Origin of the sequence: Alkalinema sp. FACHB-956 (genome assembly GCF_014697025.1) — a bacterium.
Taxonomy (GTDB): domain Bacteria; phylum Cyanobacteriota; class Cyanobacteriia; order Leptolyngbyales; family Leptolyngbyaceae; genus Alkalinema.
In genome coordinates this window covers 656,349-675,721 of the sequence record NZ_JACJRC010000001.1, presented here as the reverse complement: position 1 = coordinate 675,721, position 19,373 = coordinate 656,349, and the positions used below count along the sequence as shown (strand labels likewise).

Sequence of the window (19,373 nt, the reverse complement as noted above, 5' to 3'; positions counted from 1 at the left end):
GGTCTTTAACTCAATTCAATTCTTCAATTTTTGCCCTCCATACTCACACCCAATAGGAGTCCCATAATGGATACCCTCATGAGATCGAGCAATCCCTTAAATGCCACAACACCGCTGCAAGCGTCCCCCATCACCGCACTCAGCCCCAGTGATTTAAGCGCAATTAGCACCTTCAAATCCAATGCAGCAAGTTCCTTGTTAGACGTCGGTCAGGGGACGGTACTTAAATACGATCGCTATGGGGACACGTTTGCACAAGCGGGGACTCCGCTAGCATCCACGATGGGTAACCGTCAATGGCAAATGAGTGATGCAGTAGGGGGGGTTGACCCGATCGATATGCTCAAGTTTAATGTTCCGCTCTACCACATGGGGGGCGCTGACATTCACATTAGTCTTTCAGGGGATGCGAATATTCACTTATTCCGGGATGCAAATGGCAATCAGCAAATCGAAGAGGATGAGATTCTGGGCCGTGCGTGGGCAAGGAACAATACTATTGACGCAACGCTCGATTTTTCAGGGATGTACATGGGTGAGTATTATCTTGAAATTAGAAATACCTCCCCGATCAGTCGTGATTACAAGTTGAAGGTGTCCTATGAACAATTCAATGATGTGCTAAGCAGAGAAATGAATTTCACAGGTGCCACGATCGCGAGTGGAACTGTTAATAATTCCAATAGCTCTGACAGTTATCATTTCACGCTCGATCAACCTCAGAACTTCCATCTCAGCCTAACTAGTGCATCAAACACGACAGATTTCCGGCTTGTGCGTGATGGGAACAATAATGGTCGGCTGGATGAAGGAGAAGTCGTTGCTGACTACTACTACCAAGGTCAGACCAATCAGCCAATCACCTTGATGCACCGTCAATTAGGGGAAGGTAGCTATTTTCTGCAAGTCAATCAAAGCCAGATGTATAGCAGTGAGAGCAACTATCAGATCATGATGGGATGTGATTGGTTTAGTAATTCCATCACGGATGACGCAATTTTAACAACGGCTCGGGCAGCTTATATCGGAGATGGCGTAATCAGCCATACTGAAATGCGCGATATTCTGCGCCAAGCCCAAGACGCATTCATTGTAGATGCCACGGAACTGGGGGATCTCCAGAAAATCGTGAATCAAGGCAGCAACCTTGGAATTTCAAAATCCACTCAGGTCTTAGCCAATAAAGTTTTGAACTGGAACCTGGCCAATGATAAGTCGAATCTGGGTGGATTTGGGGCTGGAAGTAGTGCGGCCCATTTGGAACAACTGATTGAGAAATGGTTTTTAGGAACCGATCGACCCGGAATTCCCAGGACGATTGATTCAGTTACATTATCCACAGAAAACGGTGTGCTACTGCCTGTATACCATCAGGCTCCGATCGCTTACCAAAAAGCTGAAGGCTCACTCTTTCAGAATGGGATTAGCTACTTCGATATTGATCAAGGTGCAGTCGGTGATTGCTATTTCCTGGCTAGCCTTGGCGCGGTTGCGTTACATGCGCCCAACCGAATTGCTGATATGTTCACAGATAACGCTGATGGTACTTTCACCGTCCGTTTCTTTGTTGATGGCCAAGAAAACTATGTGACCGTCGATCGCTATCTGCCAACCTATGAAGCAAACGGAAAGTTTGTCTATGCCAATGATGCCTCGGGCTTGGGTTATTGGGATGACCGGAATGAACTCTGGGTCGCCTTAGCCGAAAAAGCCTACGCTCAACTCAACCAAGAATCTTTTAACCTGCCAGCCCTAGGCTTATTGGGAATTAGTCAAGATGGTAGCAATACTTACGAGGGTATCTCAGGGGGCTGGGCATTCAATGCACTGACTCACATCACAGGACTCAATGCGATGCCACATCAGGATCTCAGCAGCGGAGCCTTATTCTGGGCCAGTAATACGATCGCTGAAATGATGACCGCATTCAATCAAGGTCGGATGGTGGTCGTCAATACCACTCGGCCCGACAATGCTGATGTTGTCGGAAAACATGCCTATATCCTCGCTGGGTATGATGCGAATACGGGTTACTTCAGTCTCTACAATCCCTGGCACAGTAATCCAGAAAGCGCAAACAACCCAACTGGTCAATATCCCATCGTCTACAAGACAGCGAGCCAGCTTCTAGAGGACTTTCATAGTTGGGATGCCACAGTCACGGCCTAACCTTGCTGTATTGAATTGTTGTCCCAATCGTTAGCTCGTTCGATCGGACTCTTACCAATTTGGTGAAAGTCTTATCGGACGGGCTTTTTGCAGGGTTAACCATCTTGCAGGCAAAGTGCAAAAGAGATTTTTGAGATTTTTGCGTAATACCTGAATCTCAAGCCGATAGGTGTCTATCTGGAGCAAAGCAAGACTTCCCCAGAGACTCCCAACAGCTTTGACTCAAATGATCAAGGAGACCCAGAATCATGAAAATTGTACGTTGTTTAATGGCTACCCCGATCGTGTTGATCGCGTTGTATGTTTGTAATTTATCCAATGCCAATAGCAACAATCCTTCAGCATCGCGCACAACAGAGATGACCACGACTCAAATAACCGTTAGCAATATGACAAACTCTCGTTGCAACCCTTATCTCACCTGCCCCCTACGGGATTAGGGCATAGATGGTTTATAGGGTTGACGAAGTGGAGGAGTTCCTCCATTGATCAGCGTGATTGAGTCTTGGGCTTCCTCGCCCACCGCCCACCACCCGGAGAGGATTGTACGATCGGTCTGTGCCAGTACTTGCAGCTTGGGTAATGCCTCCTTGGTTTGGGTCGCACCCGCAGCAAAACAGGCCCAAAACCTCACCTCAGCTTCCGTATCATCCAACGATTGAATCATTACATCCACTGCTCGCTGATATAGATTTTCTGGTAATTCCGTGGAGAGCCGATTACCAATTCCTTCTAATGCTTGCGCTCTAATCACAGAAGTATCCGCCTTGTTGGCTACTATTTCAATCAGCGTACTAATTACATCCTGTTCTCTTTCGCGATTTGCTAGAAACGAAAGTGCATACACCACACTGTTTCGTTGTGTCGGATCAGAACTAGTCACGAGAATTGATAATAAGGATTGGATGTGCTTCCCAGTTGCAATGAGACTTAGGGAGGTCGCTGCTTGTATGAATAATTCACGACGGTGACCAGACAAAATACTGATCAGGGCATCAGCGTCTCGATCGTCACCGACTCTTCCGACTAACCAGCAAGCTGTCTTTGCCTGCTCCAAGTCAAGGGTATCAATCCAATCAAGACTGCGCGAGGCGAACCCTAGATTTTCAAGTGCCTCGATCTCAGCTACCGCTTCTGGAAATTGATGCTTGACTTCTTGAAGATTCATCGATCGATCAGGTCTTCTGTTTCACCTAACGCCTATTCTAAAGGACTTTGATGGACGCCATGAGCGTCCGCAAAATATTTCTCAAAAACTTTTCTCAAAAACTTTTCGATATTTGCGTAATACTTGCCTCTCACTCCGATAGGTAGCTATCTGAAACAGATTACACGCAAACCACCTCACTCTAAAACATACCAAGGAGATTTCCATCATGAAGATGACTCGTTTCTTAGTCGCAGCCCCGATCGCTTGAGCAAATCTCTCAATCATTCCCATCCTTCCACACCTTCCCACCTGCCCACACGTTTAAACACAACTTTGGAGACTTCCCATCATGTCCTATCAAGCATTTATCAACCGTACGATTAGCCTTCCCACCCTTGCACTCCTCACCACCGTCGGCATCATTGGCTTTGCGCCATCGACGATGCCTGCCCAGGCCCAATCCACCGATCGCGATCGCCCCACGTTGATCCAAAGCAACGAAATTAAAGGCACCCTCACCCGCCAATCTGACGTTTTCTTTGGGTTTGATGCCAATGCGGGCGATGTCAAAGTGACCATTGACCTCAAACCTTCCACAGGCAGCATTGCCGTTGCCTCTCTCCAGTTCTACGATGACAACAACAATGAACTCCTTCCTGTCCCCCTGATGCCGACTGCCAATAGCCGCAGCGGCGATCGCAAAACTGTCACCTTCCAGATCTCCCGTCGTCAACGCATTCTCATGCGCCTCACCGAGGGCACAGGCTACGGTGGCAATTACAAAATCAAACTAGAAGGCGCGATCGATCTGAACCAAGCTAGTGCTGGAAAAGTGGTTCCGCTGCCGAGTCAAGGCAAACTTCGGGTTGAATTAAAAAACGGAATTGTCCAAGAATTTGACCTTCGTGACATTCAGCAAGCGGTAATCAAACCCTAATCCAAAATTATTACGTTTAGCGGTTACTTTCATAATCCCCCAAATGTTTCGGGCTGACTACCAGGATTAACGTAGCCAGCCCGATTCCTGCGATGGGTGGCACGACAGGAACCCACAGGCCCCGCAGCAGCAAAGCATACCCCCCGAACAAAAATCCACCCCAAAACACTCCGAAAATCGCGATCGTTCCCAAAATAGAATGCTTGAGCCAACAGTGTTGCACGCAGGAAATCAAACCAATTCCCACCACTGTCCAACCCAGTATCCAAGCAATTTCGTCCCCCTTTGACCAACTGTGAATTAAAGGCCGCCGATCGAGTACATGATTCAGAAGTTGACTCGTCATGTGGGCTTGAATCACGACGCCTTGTAACTGTGCATCCGTCGATCGTCCCAGCGGTGTCATCCAATAATCCCCAGCACTGGTGGCAATCGTGCCAATCAAAATTACGCGATCTTTAACTAACTCTGGCGCAACTTGGCCCCGCAAAACTTGCATCAAACTAACTTGCTGAAACGGTCGATTCCCACTGCGATAATTTAATAAGATTTGGCCACCCCGATCGTCGATCGTTTGATAGCCCCCCATCGGACGGCGAATGGTCGGAATCAACGTTTTGCCAAATTGCAGTTTGCCATCGGGGGTAAATTCAGCTTCATGGCCTTCTGAAAATAAATACTCGATCGCCAAGCGTGTCCCAAATCCATAGGTCGCTAAACAAGGGGATGCTGGGTCAGGATTCATGAACATCAATTGCCGTCGTAAAACGCCATCCCGATCACTAATGAAATCACTAAAGCCAACCCGTTCGATCGGGACATCCGGTGAAGCTGCAATGCCTGCTTGCTTTCCTTCAGCGTCACTATGCTTACAGAGGGTGATGAGATGATCCAATTGTTGCAGTTGTTGCTTGAGCTGGAATGGTTGTTTAGGTTGTGATTTCTGTTTAGGTTGTGATTGCTGCTTAGGTTGTAATTGTTGCTTGGATTGTGATTGTTGCTTGGTTAGCTGCTGGACATTCGTGGGAAAATCGCGATACAAATCTAGCCCGATCGCTCTGGGTTGGTAGGAGGTTAGCTGTTGCAATAGTTGATTTAATGCCGTATCGGATAGCGAACCTTGGCCCCGATCGGGTTGTTCTTGAATATCTGTTTCATCGATCGTGACTAACAAAATGCGGCTATCTGTGGGTTCCGCCGGTCGCATTCGCATCATCCTATCCAAGGTTTGCAACTCCCAGTCTTGCAATGCGCCCAAACTCCGTAAGGCCAGCATTACACACCCCGATAGGAAACCCAATCCCGTACACCTAAGAATTTGGGAAACTCGATGGGCGTTGGGCGAGCCTGCTGCGGGAATCGGTGGAATCGGGGAAATGTTGGGAATTGGGGAAATTTGGGGATCTGGCACTAGATCCGCAGGGTCTACTTTACCCTGACACAGACTCTGCCAAGTGGGTGGGGTGTGGGCAGGATTTTGAAATAAAACGGGTAGCCAGGTCGCACAGGGCGCTTCGTCTTCTAATGCCTGTAAACGCTGCCTTGCCTGTCGCACCGATACACTGAGTGAATCCCCTTGGGAAAAATGACTGAGAAAATATTGCAAAAATTTCTGGGCTACTCGATCGGGTACCATCTCCCGCATCACAATCAATTCTGGAATCTTGAGGGTAGCTAATTCCTGCGCCAAACCTAACCCATCACAGGAATTGAAAATGGCAAGCTCTAATCCGGCGTTGAGTGCGCGTTCTAAGGCATATTTCAATTCACTCAGACTTAAATGATCCTGCGCGTTAATGGCTAAACGTCCCTTAGCGCGATCGGGCTGGCTCGAACTGTGACCCGCAAAAAATAAAATATCCCAAGTCTGTTCCCACAACGCATCGCTCAACTGACGCCGGGACGGCTCTTGGAGCACTTCTAAATCAACCTGTGGGAGTTGTCTGAGTAACTCTACATCAGTGGTTGTATCAATCCCTTCACTGTTGCCAATAATGACTAAAATACGAACTTTATTCGATCGTTTTACGGTTGGAGCAATCCGATCAAAAGAGGGCCGACTCAGCGCAATTTCCGCTTGACCATACCGTTGCACAATATCCCACAGATGCCAAGGGAGACCTTGAACGATCGAATCAGCGGTTTGCAAAACCACCCGAACGGCTTGATCACTGGCCAATTTTTCCAACCAGGTTTCCCGAATTCCCCGAAAAGACTCTGCCGTTAACCATTGTTGAAATTCGGCTTGGAGTTGTTGGGCTAGCTGCTGCAAGCCTGAAGTACTCGGAATTTTTGTAGTTTGTCCAAGCTTGGCGGAAAGCCGTGGGGTATGCACGAGGGCTTGATAGGCCGCTTGCCATTGCCCATAAAGTTGCGGCAAATGGGGATTCGCGGGAAGTTTTCCGGCCATTTCTGTGGTGATCGCCTGTCCTGCCTCAGCGATCTGCAACACCACTGGAAACCCCTGTTCCCAACTGCCTTCTGTAAACTTTAGGACAACTAAGGCCGCCATTAGATTTAAAAGAATTTCAAAATTTCTTACAGCTAGATTTCAAAGTGCTCCACAATCATCTCACCTTGGTAACCCAATTGCACTGCAAAAACCTCTCCCCTCTCTCCCTCAAATACTAGTTGTAATCCCCGATCGTGATGACCAGAAACCGTCTCCAGAAAAACATGACCCATCTCATCCAAGACTTGCAGCCGCAAATCCTGGGGGAGATTGCTAGTTGGCTCGATCGCGAAAACTTGGATGCGTATCCTCACGGCTTCCGGTAATTCGGCCACCCCCGCAATGAAAATCACTGGAATGTCTCCCCGCTGCCAATCTAACCGCTTCGCTTGAGTGACAAATTCGACGGTATCTGGATCTTGTGGGTCATGACGCACGGCATAGGCGGGAGCCAGTTGTGCGGGGGATAACAACTGTTCGATCGCCTGCCAACCCCTGTCCACCCACTGATCCAATTGGTCTAACCATTGGGTTAACTTAGTTCGCTCCAGTGATGCTTGGGCCATTGTTGAACTTGTTTGAGTTTCTGTTACCGACTGCGTGCGTAATGCAAATAAATGGCTCAATAGGTCATCGATCGTGCCCAATTGACTCAAGGGCAAATTTTCTTGGGTGACCGCAGGAACAAAACCCAGAATTAAACCTTCTTGTTTGACATCCAGATCAAGATGAACAACGACATAGCCAATGCGATCGTGCCAAACATCGGCAGGAATATAGCAATCAGCGGGGAAATCAGTGACAGGCCGACATTCCAAACGCCCCACCCCAGGAATGACTAAATCCGCAACATTGCTACAGAGTTGGGTCACGGCATTCCAGCTATCACCGTCTGAGACAGCAGTCGCAATTCCCATTAAATGCAGATAGTCCGCCACCACTTGCACGGCTAAGGTATTGTGGCGGACTTGATCCCGCTTGCTGCCCGATGGTTGAGCTGCTGCAAAGCGATCGGCGATCGCGAAAGCGCTCTGGGTTAACGGCATCGGTAAGGCAATTTCCTCAAAATATTGGGCATTCATCTTGGCTTTCTCCTATGCACTCAACAGCCTGCCTACCCGTCATCCTCATCTCCCTGTGATGAAGACTCATGGGCTAATCGATATATCCCTCCGCTGCCCCGAATTTACGCAAACGGGTCAAACATTGCCGTTGATAGAAACTACTCAACGTCGAAACCGATACCTTAAATTCTGCCGCCAACGCCTGCCAACTGCTTTCTGGGGGGAGCCGTCGCAAAATTAAGAGCTGGCAGTTCACCTGGGGATGCCCTTCGATACAAACTTGACGTAACTCTCCCGTTGCATCAGCACTGGCCCAGGTCTGCACGGCTTCGAGAATGGGGGGAATGCTGTCCGGTGCTGGCAAATGATCGATCGGGTCAACCACGTCCCCCTCGCCCCCCGATCGTTCTACTCGGGCGTAGGCAGATGCGGTTGTGATCTTTTGGTGTTGGGCTTGGGTAAATCCATCTTGGAGCCGTCGTTTGAGGTAGTAGTTCAACCAAGTGACAACGCTCCCTCGCTTTGGGTTATACGCTTCTCCTGTACCCGCTTCACAAATGTTTTGGCAGAAGAAAACCCAAGTTTGCTGCAAAGCATCTTGATAATAAGGGACTGATTCTCGCCATAATCGCGGCGAAATCAATCGAATTCCTTTCGTGAGATATCGCTGTCGTTCTAGACTTCCCGGTGGATGACTACAAGCAATTTGGATCAAAGACTCCACGTTATCGACTTCTGGCATGGTGCGTTTTAGCGAGTATGTATTTGATAGATGCTTGCAACTCAGACTGGATTGCTAGAGATTCCACAAATGATAGAACATTGATCCGTAATAGAGGCAAATCACCTTGTAGAGTTCTCTGTAGAGATCCTACATTCGCTAACTTGTAGATTCAGGGCGTGTGCAGACACGTCCTTTTTTGATTGCGGATATGTTTTTGGGATTGCGCATATAGTTTATGGTGCTGTTTTACGGTTATTTGATGGCGCTCTTTTACGGTGCGTTCATGGGAATATCAGCGATCGCAGTTCTTTGGGGATTGTAAGGCAGCAGAATCTTAAACTCACAGCCATTGCCTGGGGTCGATCGGCAGATGAGGTTGCCATGGTGCTTTTCAGTAATGATTTGGTAACTAATCGACATGCCCATCCCCGTCCCCTGGCCGACCGGTTTGGTGGTGAAAAAGGGGTCAAAAATTTGGGATTGAATGTCCTCCGGAATGCCTGGCCCATTATCGGCGATTACAATTTTGATGCGATTTCTTTGAGTGAATCCCGTCGAAATAAAAATATAGGGTCGCGTAAAGCTAGGGTCGTTTTTTAGTCGGTCTTCCAGCGCATCGATCGCGTTGGTCAAAATGTTTAGAAAGACTTGATTGAGCAACCCCGGATGGCACAAAATGGGCGGGAGTTCGCCATAATTGCGTTCTACTTCAATTTGGGGCCGAGTTGGTGTTGCATTGAGCCGATGGCGCAAAATGAGGAGTGTACTCTCCAAGCCTTGGTGAATGTCGGCCCATTTGGTTTCCGCTTCATCTAGGCGTGAGAAGTTGCGTAACGACAGGACGATTTCGCGAATCCGTTGGCTCCCAATCCGCATCGAATTCAGCATCGCTGGGATGTCTTCCCGCAAATACTCCCATTCAATTTCCGCAATGCGAGCTTCAATTTCAGGAGGAGCCTGGGGGTAATACTGTTGGTAGAGATCAATTAATTCCAAAACCCGCTGCGTTGCAGGATCCAAATGCTCTAGATTGCCGTAAATAAACGTTACAGGGTTATTAATTTCGTGGGCGATGCCCGCCACCAGCTTGCCCAGACTCGACATTTTTTCAGCCTGAATCATTTGCGCTTGGGTTTGTTTCAGTTGGCTGATGGCTTTGGACAGTTCCTGGGTGCGTTCTTCGACCCGTTGCTCTAGCTGACTGTTGGAGGCTTCTAGGACAGAAAATAAGTGCCGTAGCTGTTCTGCCATTTGGTTAAAGGCGTTGCTGAGCTTGCCGACTTCATCCGATCGATCGACGGGCAGGGCGCGATCGAGATTGCCCTCTGCCAAGGATTGGGTTGCCTGGGTGAGGGCTGTAATGGGCCGAACAATCATCTCAGCAATCCGGAGGCCGAGCAAGGTAATCAAGGTTCCTCCCAGCACGAGCACCCCTAACAGTCGGAGCCAGAGGGTTTGTTTAGCGGCTTCTAAGGGTTGCGTGGAGGAAAGGACAATCCCCGTGAGGGGCTGATCGCTCAAGCGGGGAATGTCAAAGGAGACGGTCAAAAAAGTTTGTCCTTGGATTTTGACTCGCTGCTGGGGCAGGGGCTGAAAGGGAAGGCGATCGCGCAGCGATCCCACCATGGAAGCCGCTACCTGTGGGCCAGAGATCACGATAATTTGTTTGGATGAACCTTGGGCAATGTGGGTCAGGCTATCCTCTGTCATCTCTTGGCCCAACACCAGTCCCCCCATCAAGGTCTTGGTTTTGATGGGTACGGTGACAACCCCCAAAATGCGGGAGTTATCAGGTGTACTGAGCCAGTCGTCTAGGGTAACGCCCTTGGCTGCACTGGCAAAAATTTTGGGATCGAGGACGCCTTTCTGCTGGATGGTCTCATTGGTCAAATCAACCAAGCTTTGGGACTGGGTATTGATGACTTTGATCCAATCCAACTTGAGTTCAGCCTTGGTGGGGATCAGGATCTGCATTAAGGCCGATCGATCTTGACTCTCTACGGCCTGCTGGAGAGCGGGTTGATCGGCTAGCACTTGGGCTTTGGCAAGTAAGGCGGCTTGATTGGCTTGGAGGTCGGCTTGTACCCGCTGGGCAAAATCCTTCAATTCCACATAGCGCTGTTCTTCTAGGGTCTGGGTGAGCCAATAGCCGATCGCCAACGACCCAATCAGCAAAATTGTCATAAAGACTGCGAGAAAGGGCAAGACGATTTGCTGTCGTAGGCTTAAGTGTCTATACGTCCTCAGAAACTGCATCATTGACCCCTAGCGCGTGGGAATAAACCCTTTAGCTTGCAAAATGTTGTCTGCCTCGGGACTAAAAATAAATTCCACAAACGCTGCGGTTGTTGGGGAAGGTTGTTTATTCCAAACGATGCCCATTTGTCGCGCCATGGGGTAGGTTCCCTGTTTCCAGTTTTCTGGGCTGGGTTCCGCATTGTCTAATCGGAGGGCGTTGACGGGTAATTGTTTGACTTGGGCATAGGCATGGGAGAAGGCTCCGATCGCGTAGGGCGTTTCCCGCAAGCTCTGGATCAGTTCGCCTTCTTTTTTGAGAAGGATTGCCTTGGGGGTGGTGGGGGTCTCCCCTAAATAATGTTTGCGGAGTAATTTTTTGGCGGATTCATCTTCGGGGCGATCGAGGACGATGATTGCGGCATCCGGGCCACCGAGTTCCTTCCAATTCTGAATCGTACCGCTGTAAATGCCTTGCAATTGGGCTTTACTGAGGTTCTGCACGCCCGTAACGGAAGGATGGGTGGCCACCATCAGGGGATCTTTGGCAATTTCCCGGTACTGCAATTGGCCATTGTTTTCTTCGGGTTTGAGGGGATGGCTACTGCCTGCAATTTCGACGAGATTGTTGGTTAAAGCTGCGATCGAGCTTCCCGATTGGTTGCTGGTGACAAATTCAATTTTGACGGTGTTAACTTTGGCTTGATAGGCTTCCGCCAAAATTTCTAGCAATAGCACTGTTGAACTAGAACCAGAAATTTTAACGATCGTGGGCGTCTGGGATTGGGGGGAAGGTTGGGGTTGACTGCCCTGAGACTGTTCGGATCCAGTACGATTACTCACCGGGCTGGGATTACAACCGACGAGGCTCAAAAGAACAAGGCTACTGAACAGTGAGGACAAAAAAATTTTCATAACAGTAGAGAAGGAGTGCGGTGAAGCCTATGGGCGATCTGATTCAGCCTACGGGCAATCCGGTGTGCGAAGTGAAATGGCAAGGTAGAGTCTTGAGTCAGGGGTTGAATCTAGGGGCAGCCAATCGAGCCGAGTGGGTCTGGTCTGAAGGTGTTTTATTCAAAGCGTTTTATTCAAAGCGTTTTATTCAAAATATCCAATATTCTCGGTGGATCAACAGAATGCGTCAAAAACGTTAATGGGTGAAGCCTCCAGGATCTAAACGTTAGGTTGCCCATGGCCCTCATCTCAATTGACCTTATCGCTTACGATTTCCACTTTCTCATTAACTATGTCCACTTCTGGACAAGATGTCTACTGCAACCCAAGACTTTTACGAAAAAACAACATATTTTACCGAAAAATCCTTTATTTTGATGGATTTCATATGGATCTTATTCAGTAGATCATGAAAGATGCCTATCCTGTGGTTCGCTTGATGGTTCTTCTTTTTTTGAAAGCGAGAAAAGCTGCTAGCTATTTTGGGTGGTTTTGCATAGACTATCCAGCAGGATCTTCGGGAAAGTGACCTCCTTCGGGCCGATCGATCACTCCCTGCTGCATAGCGTTTCTTCGTTTTTGGTTCAATGGTACTATGCCTGCTGCTAAAAAGCCTGTCATTATCTGCGTTGACGATGAGCCAATGGTGCTCGCTAGCTTGAAAACTGAGCTAAAACGAATTTTGGGAGATGCCTACCTCATTGAAACGACGGAAGACGGGGAAGAGGCCCTTGAGTTGTTTGGAGAACTCCAGGTCGATGGCTATGAAGTTGCGGTAGTGTTGGCTGATTACATCATGCCGGGATTGAAAGGGGATGAACTCTTAGAGCAAATTCACGATCGATCGCCCAACACTCTCAATATTATGATCAGCGGACAGGCGGATCTAGAAGGAATTTCGAATGCGATCGAGGGAGCACAACTCTACCGCTATATCCTGAAGCCTTGGAAATCAGAAGAACTCGGTGCAACGGTTTCCGAGGCTTTGCACCACTATCTATACCAGAAAAAGCTAGAAGCGCAAGCTACGCAATTGGTGGAAGTGAATTGCTATTTGCAGCAATCTCTCAATGAGTTGCAAGGTGCCCATCAGGAAATGCAACTTTTGAATACTCGGTTGGAGAGTCAAGTTCAAGCGCAGACCACAGAACTGCACCAAAAAGATCAACAACTCCAAGCCTATCGTCAACGTATTGTGCAGGAACTCCGGCCTACGGTGGCGGACAGTTTGGAAATCCTGCAACAGTCCCTCTATGGGGAACCAAATGCACCGATCCCGTCCAACGTTCCGATGCCAAAGGCCAAGCTGGAAAAGTTGGTGGCCCTGAGCAAGTTGCAACTCAGCATGCTGGATCAATTACTGGCCATTCAGTCCAAGACTGAGTAGCGTTGGGAGGAGGAGGTTGCAGCGTGGTTCGATGGCGATCGCTCCGGGTTCCTTTAAATTGGGTATTGAGTCTGACCTGGGTTGTGCAGATTTTGGGCATTGTTGGCTTGGTGGGGTACCTGTCTTTCCGCAATGGCCAAGCAGCGATCGCAGATCTGTCCTTCCAGTTGCTGAGGAAGACGGGGGATCATTTGGATCAGGCCATCCAACAGTACCTGGCCATTCCGCAGACGATTAATCAGATGAATGCCCAGCAGTTGGCGACGGGCCAGCGGTCGATCGTTCAGCATGCAGCCCTGCGACAAAATTTTTGGCAACAGCGGCAAGCCTTTAATTCGCCGAGTGTGTCTGCAATTTACTTTGGCAGCGAAACGGGATCCTTTGTGGGGATTGGGTTACAGTCCGATCGAACTTGGCATGGCAGTTTGGTGAATGACTCCACAGACTATCGGTTTCAGGACTATCACTTAACCCCTGACGGGACGCTGGGGTCGCTCATTCAGGTAACGAAGCCCTTTGATCCCCGCCGTCGTCCCTGGTACCAGCAGGCGATCGCCTCCCATCAACCCCGCTGGAGCCAGATCTATATTGATTTTTTGGAGAAGCGGCCCAAAATTACGGCCATCCAAGTGGTCCGGACGCCCCAGGGCCAACGCCTAGGGGTGGTGGGGGTGGATTTTGTGCTAACCCACATTTCCCATTTATTGCAAAAACTGAGTTGGGGCGATCAGAGTCGTTTGTTGATTCTCGATCGTTCAGGACGCTTGGTCGCCACTTCGATCGCGCCTGCGGCTGCTCAATCAACTTCTCAACCAGCGTCATCTCTGATGTTGGCCACCCAAAGTCCCGATCCCCTTACCCAATTGGCCGCTCGGACGACGCTGAGTCAATTGACCGTTCAGCCGTTGGATCATTCCTATACCGATCGGGTGGAACTGAATGGCCAGAAACATTTTCTCCGTTGTGTGTCTCTCTCACAGACCACAGGATTGGATTGGATGTTGGTGGCAACCATTCCCGAATCGACGTTTATGGCGAAGATTCAGGCTAATACCCAGCGCACGATCGTGCTTTGTGGTTTGTCGCTGGGCGTGGCGATCGGGGTGAGTTTGTTACTAGCCCACTGGATTACAGCCCCGATCGAGCGTCTGAGTCAGGCCAGCCGGAGCGTGGCAGCAGGTCAGGCATCTCCACCGTTGCTTCGATCGAGGATCCAGGAACTTGCCGTCTTGATGGCGGCCTTTCAGCAAATGGGGCAGGACATCCAAGAGGCGCGTCAGCGTTTGGAAGCCTATGCCCGATCGCTGGAGGATAAAGTTCGGGAACGGACCTGGCAGCTAGAGCAGGCGAAACAAGTGGCTGATGCCGCGAACCAAGCCAAGAGTCGCTTTTTGGCCAATATGAGCCACGAACTGCGATCGCCCCTGAATGGCATTCTGGGGTTTGCCCAATTGCTCGATCGGGATCCCCTGGTGCCCCCGCCCCAACGCGATCACCTCCGGATGATTTTGACGAGTGGCGAGCATTTGTTGACCTTGATTAACAACGTGTTGGATCTCTCCAAAATTGAGGCGGGTCATGCAACGCTGAATTTGGGCGATTTGGATTTGGATCAATTGCTCACCACTTTGGAGGACATGTTTCGGCTGCGGGCGGCGGAAAAAAACTTGGCTTTGCAGGTGGTGCGATCGTCCGAGGTGCCCCGCTGGGTTCGAGCAGATGGGGTCAAACTACGGCAGGTATTGATCAACTTAATTAACAATGCCATTAAGTTTACGGAACAGGGGTCGGTGCAACTGCAAGTCCAGCCGGTTCCAGTCCAGCCGGTTCCAGTTCAGCCGGCTCCAGTCCAGCCAGGATTAGCCAGCGATGCCCCAGGGGCGGCGGTTATATGCCTCCAGTTCTCTGTTGTGGATACCGGAGCTGGGATTGCGCCGGAAGACTGCGATCGCTTATTTCGGGCCTTTGAGCAGACGGCCACCGGACAGCAACAGGGGGGGACGGGATTGGGCTTGTCGATTAGTCAACAGTTTGTGGCATTGATGGGGGGCTGTTTGACGGTGAGTTCCACACTGGGTCAGGGATCCTGTTTCCAATTCCAGATTCCCATGGAGCCGGTTGCGCCATCCCCGCCCCCCGCGCCTCAAGGGATGAGAACGGTGGTGGGCCTTCAGCCAGGTCAACCGTCCTATCGCATTTTGGTGGTGGATGATTCCGAGACGAACCGTAAGCTTCTCCGGCATTTGTTGCAACCGATCGGGTTTGAAGTGCGGGAAGCGGCCCAGGGTCAAGCGGCGATCGAAGAATGGCAACGTTGGCAGCCCCATTTGATTTGGATGGATATGCGGATGCCGGTGATGGATGGATACACGGCGACCCGGCGCATTCGGATGACGGATCAGGGCCAAGCCACTGCGATTATTGCCCTGACGGCCAGTGTCTTTGAAGAAGAAAAGTCCCTGATTTTATCGGCAGGGTGTGATGATTTCCTGCGCAAACCCTTTCGGGCTGCGGAGATTTTTGCCACGATGACGACCCACTTAGGGGTGCAGTATTGTTATGAAGACGAAATGGTTGGGGCAGAGGCTGCTGCGTCTGTGGATTTAGAGGCTGCTTTGCCTACGGATTTATCGGCATCCATTCCGATGCAATGGTTGACCCTCACGGCCCAAGGACTCCAACCCTTACCGCCCGAATGGTTACGATCGTTTTATCAGGCTGTGATGACGATCGATGTAGAGACGATCGAGCAACTGTTGAGTGATTTGCAACCTCAATTTCCGGAGGTCATAACCAAACTCCGCACCCTAATCGATCAATTTGAGTACGACGTTATCCTGCACCTCATCACCGAGGTCATTCCAATTACCCAGGAATCTACTGTGCAAGGATAGGATAATTTGGGATTGATTAATATTAAATGCACCTAAATGCACCTAGCTAAATTGCCACCTATTGACTTTCCACCTAATTGACTTGCTACCTAATTAACTGGCCATATTAACTGGCCATAGGGTTGGGGGTGACTGGCCATAGGGGATTAACTGGCCATAGGGGATTAACTGGCCACCTCCTTGACCCCAGAGCCTTCCCCAGCCAAGCTTAGAGCCTCCAGCCAACCCTAGATGCAAGCCAAAGCCCCTCCAATCCCATCCCACCGAATTCCACCATAACGCCCATTCCCCACTTCCCCAGCCCCCCAACCACCAGCGCGATCGCCCTCTATGACTTCTTCCTCCTTAGCCAATATCCTAGTTGTGGATGATACGCCTACTAATCTGCGGCTGTTGATGACCTTATTGACTCAGCGAGGGTATACCGTCCGTCCCGCCGTGAGTGGCAAACAGGCGATCGCAGCGGCCCAGGGATTACCGCCTGACTTGATTTTGTTGGACATCAGTATGCCGGAAATGGACGGCTATGAAGTCTGTCGCTATTTCAAAGCCGATGCCCGGACTCAAGATATTCCCATCATTTTTCTCAGTGCTGCATCGGATGTGTTGGATAAGGTGAAAGCCTTTGAAGTGGGAGGGGTGGACTACATCACCAAGCCCTTTCAGATCGAAGAGGTGTTGGCGCGGATTACGACCCATTTGCAACTACGATCGCTGCAAAGCCAAATGCAGGCTCAGAATTCTGAATTGAGCCAAGCCTTGACCGAACTCAAAGCGACCCAAGCCCAGTTGATCCAAAATGAGAAGATGGCCGCCTTGGGGGAATTGGTAGCTTCGGTGGCCCATGAAATGAATTCTCCGTTGGGGGTGATTCGATCGTCGGCCAAAAACGTAGACCAATTACTGACGCAACGATTAACAACGCTGCCGACCTGTCTTCAAAGCCTTTCCCCGGAGCAGCAATCGCTGTTTTTGAATCTCCTGGCACGATCGCGGGAAAATACGCCGAAAATTTTGCAGATGTCTAGCCGGGAAAAGCGCCAGTGGCGACGGCAGATCATGCCCCAGTTAGCTGAGCAGAATATTGCTGCCGCCGAGGAAATTGCTGATATTCTCGTGGATCTTGGGATTTTGCAAGATTTGGATCTCTTTGAGCCGCTGGTCACGGATCCCAATGCGATGGAGATTTTGGAACAAGCCTATATGCTGGCTGGTTTTCATCGCAGTACCCAAACCATTTTGGAGGCGGTGGATCAAGCGGTGACAGTTGTCCAGGCTCTGCGTCGCTATGCCTATCACCGAGACTACACGGTCCCGATCGAAGCGGATGTGACGGAAGGGATTGAAACCAGTTTGACCCTGTATCACAACCAAATGAGACACCATGTGGAAGTGATTCGCCATTACCGACCGTTGCCGCCCCTGCGCTGTTTCCCTGAGGAACTGAATCAAGTTTGGAATAATTTAATCCACAATGCGTTGCAGGCGATGAACTACCAGGGTACTTTGGCGGTCACTACGAAGGAAGTGGATCAAGCGATCGTGGTACAAATTACCGACAATGGGCCTGGGGTTGCTCCAGAGATTCAGGAAAAAATTTTTGAACCGTTTTTTACCACGAAGACGGCGGGTAAAGGGACTGGCTTGGGGCTCAGCATTGTCAAAAAACTGGTGGAGAAACACAGTGGCCAAGTGACGGTGATGAGCCAAGCTGGGCAGACGACGTTTTCCGTGCTGTTGCCCTTAAATGCCTCCTTTGAATCCTGTGACGCTCCGGTTTAGCCTATCCAATTTAACCGATCCGATTTAACTGATAAGCTCACGAGTAAGCTCGCGATCGGAGTGTTGGCTGATTGGATCGATCGTGCTTGGATCAACAGCAATTGGGAAAATCCGCCTGGAAAACGGTTGCATCCCCAGGGTAGAACGCAATTTCCCAATGGAATCTCCCCAATCGCTGGAATCGCCGGAATCACTAAGCCCGGACTTCCTGTTGCGCGTCTTCCAGGTTAAACAGGACGGTGAGGGCTTGCATGGCTTGCCGTCGGGTATCGACATCCTTTTGGGCCCGCAATTGCACCATGGGATCATGCAAAATTTTGTTGACGATACCGCGAGTCAGGGCCTCAACCACTTCCTTATGCTTATCCCCAAAGTCGTTCCCTAGGCGGGAGAGGGCTTTTTCTAGTTCCTGGGTGCGAATGGCTTCGACCTTGTTGCGGAGGCTGCTGATGGTGGCGACGGCATCGAGCGATCGCAGCCAAGTTTCAAAGGCTTCCACTTCTTCTTCCAGCAGGGACTCTGCTTCCATGGCCATTTGACGGCGGCTTTCTTGGTTTTGGGCCACGACGGCCTTGAGGTCGTCTACGTTGTAGGCTTTGACGTGGGATAACTCGTTCACATCGGCATCGACGTTGCGAGGAACGGCAATGTCAATGAGAGACACTTGACGCTGCGGGTCTAAGACGGATTCTAATTTTGCCCGATCGAGGATAGGTTCCGTCGCGGACGTACTGGTGAACACAATATCCGCTTCTGCAAGTTGTGCCATCATCTGATCCATCAGGCCCAGCTTGAGATGGGCTTCGGGGAATTCCTTGGCCAGTTCCTGCGCCCGTCCCATGGTGCGGTTCAGGACGGTCATGTCTACCGCATTTTTGGACACCAAATGCTTGACCAGGAGGCGGGACATTTTTCCTGCACCCAGGATGAGGATTTTGTAGGGAGCCAAATCCCCCAGCTTCATTTGGGCCAATTCCACCGCTGCGGAACTGATGGAAACGGCCCCAGTGCCAATGCTGGTTTCGGTGCGCACGCGCTTCCCAGCGGCGATCGCCTGCTTGAATAACTGATTCAGCGTCCGTCCCACACTGGTGCATTGCTGCCCTGCTTGGTGGCACTGCTTGACCTGCGCCAAAATTTGGCCTTCGCCGAGGACCAAGCTGTCTAGCCCCGAGGACACACGCATCAAATGCATGACCGCATCCTGGTGCAGCAGGGTAAACAGGTAGGGGCGGAGGGTGGAAATCGGAAGTTTGCTATGGTTGGATAAAAATTGAATGACTTCGCGGACGCCTGCATCCACTTCGCGCAGGACTAAGTAAATTTCTAAACGATTGCAGGTACTGAGAACAGCTACCTCTTCAATGTTGGGACAGGCACAGAGTTCGGCGATCGCCCCTTCGTACTGAGGCTCTGGGATACTCAACTTTTCCCGCACTTCAACGGGCGCTGTTTTATGGGTCAGTCCAACAACCGCGATATTCATATTAAATCGTTGATGTTTTAGAAAAGTCCGAAAGCGTGTAATGAGGGGGACGGGGGATGCATTGGCGAATTCGTTACCGTGGCCAACGATCTCCCATCCCATCTACTAACAGAGCATCGATCCTCGCCATGGGTTCACA

General features: G+C 50.2%; 13 protein-coding genes. 6 read left to right on the top strand and 7 right to left on the bottom strand.

From position 1 onward, the window contains the following. Nucleotides 1-66: 66 nt before the first annotated feature. Nucleotides 67-2,169 carry a C2 family cysteine protease gene (locus H6G21_RS02725; protein WP_190570177.1) on the top strand — a complete coding sequence of 701 codons (2,103 nt, stop codon included), beginning with the start codon at nucleotides 67-69 and terminating at the stop codon, nucleotides 2,167-2,169. A gap of 248 nt (nucleotides 2,170-2,417) precedes the next feature. Beyond that, the gene (locus H6G21_RS02720) at nucleotides 2,418-2,609 is read left to right on the top strand and encodes a hypothetical protein (RefSeq protein ID WP_190570175.1); all 192 of its coding nucleotides are present in this window, start codon (nucleotides 2,418-2,420) and stop codon (nucleotides 2,607-2,609) included. Here the strand turns inward: H6G21_RS02720 and H6G21_RS02715 are convergent. Beyond that, the gene (locus H6G21_RS02715; protein WP_190570173.1) at nucleotides 2,606-3,337 is read right to left on the bottom strand and encodes a HEAT repeat domain-containing protein; all 732 of its coding nucleotides are present in this window, start codon (nucleotides 3,335-3,337) and stop codon (nucleotides 2,606-2,608) included. The genes H6G21_RS02720 and H6G21_RS02715 overlap by 4 nt on opposite strands. Before the next feature lie 331 nt (nucleotides 3,338-3,668). Between H6G21_RS02715 and H6G21_RS02710 the strand changes: the two genes are divergently transcribed. Continuing rightward, on the top strand, nucleotides 3,669-4,256 hold the full coding sequence (locus H6G21_RS02710) for a hypothetical protein (protein ID WP_190570171.1): 588 nt from the start codon (nucleotides 3,669-3,671) through the stop codon (nucleotides 4,254-4,256). A gap of 16 nt (nucleotides 4,257-4,272) precedes the next feature. On the opposite strand, the gene H6G21_RS02705 is transcribed toward H6G21_RS02710, so the two are convergent. The 5 genes from H6G21_RS02705 to H6G21_RS02685 all read right to left on the bottom strand — a co-directional run bounded on the left by H6G21_RS02705 (nucleotide 4,273) and on the right by H6G21_RS02685 (nucleotide 11,634). Further along, on the bottom strand, nucleotides 4,273-6,768 hold the full coding sequence (locus H6G21_RS02705) for a CHASE2 domain-containing protein (RefSeq protein WP_190570169.1): 2,496 nt from the start codon (nucleotides 6,766-6,768) through the stop codon (nucleotides 4,273-4,275). A gap of 32 nt (nucleotides 6,769-6,800) precedes the next feature. After that, a complete protein-coding gene (locus H6G21_RS02700; protein WP_190570167.1) occupies nucleotides 6,801-7,790 on the bottom strand; it encodes a DUF1822 family protein in 990 nt (329 codons plus the stop codon). Nucleotides 7,791-7,863: 73 nt separating this feature from the next. Continuing rightward, nucleotides 7,864-8,514, bottom strand: coding sequence for a sigma-70 family RNA polymerase sigma factor (locus tag H6G21_RS02695; protein WP_190570165.1), 651 nt, complete (start codon nucleotides 8,512-8,514; stop codon nucleotides 7,864-7,866). A 252-nt stretch (nucleotides 8,515-8,766) separates the two neighbouring features. Next, nucleotides 8,767-10,680, bottom strand: a complete 1,914-nt coding sequence (locus H6G21_RS02690; RefSeq protein ID WP_190570164.1) for an ATP-binding protein — start codon at nucleotides 10,678-10,680, stop codon at nucleotides 8,767-8,769. Between the two features lie 81 nt (nucleotides 10,681-10,761). Further along, on the bottom strand, nucleotides 10,762-11,634 hold the full coding sequence (locus tag H6G21_RS02685) for a phosphate ABC transporter substrate-binding protein (protein WP_199306968.1): 873 nt from the start codon (nucleotides 11,632-11,634) through the stop codon (nucleotides 10,762-10,764). Nucleotides 11,635-12,280: 646 nt separating this feature from the next. On the opposite strand from H6G21_RS02685, the gene H6G21_RS02680 reads away from it, so the two are divergent. From H6G21_RS02680 to H6G21_RS02670, 3 genes are all read left to right on the top strand, one after another. Beyond that, nucleotides 12,281-13,072 (top strand): response regulator, encoded by a 792-nt coding sequence (locus H6G21_RS02680; protein ID WP_190570160.1) that lies wholly within the window; start codon nucleotides 12,281-12,283, stop codon nucleotides 13,070-13,072. Between the two features lie 23 nt (nucleotides 13,073-13,095). After that, complete coding sequence (locus H6G21_RS02675) at nucleotides 13,096-15,966, top strand: response regulator (protein WP_190570158.1); 2,871 nt, start codon at nucleotides 13,096-13,098, stop codon at nucleotides 15,964-15,966. A gap of 330 nt (nucleotides 15,967-16,296) precedes the next feature. Further along, the gene (locus H6G21_RS02670; RefSeq protein ID WP_190570156.1) at nucleotides 16,297-17,748 is read left to right on the top strand and encodes a response regulator; all 1,452 of its coding nucleotides are present in this window, start codon (nucleotides 16,297-16,299) and stop codon (nucleotides 17,746-17,748) included. A gap of 193 nt (nucleotides 17,749-17,941) precedes the next feature. Here the strand turns inward: H6G21_RS02670 and H6G21_RS02665 are convergent, their stop codons facing one another. Then, complete coding sequence (locus tag H6G21_RS02665; protein ID WP_190570154.1) at nucleotides 17,942-19,234, bottom strand: glutamyl-tRNA reductase; 1,293 nt, start codon at nucleotides 19,232-19,234, stop codon at nucleotides 17,942-17,944. Nucleotides 19,235-19,373: the final 139 nt, after the last annotated feature.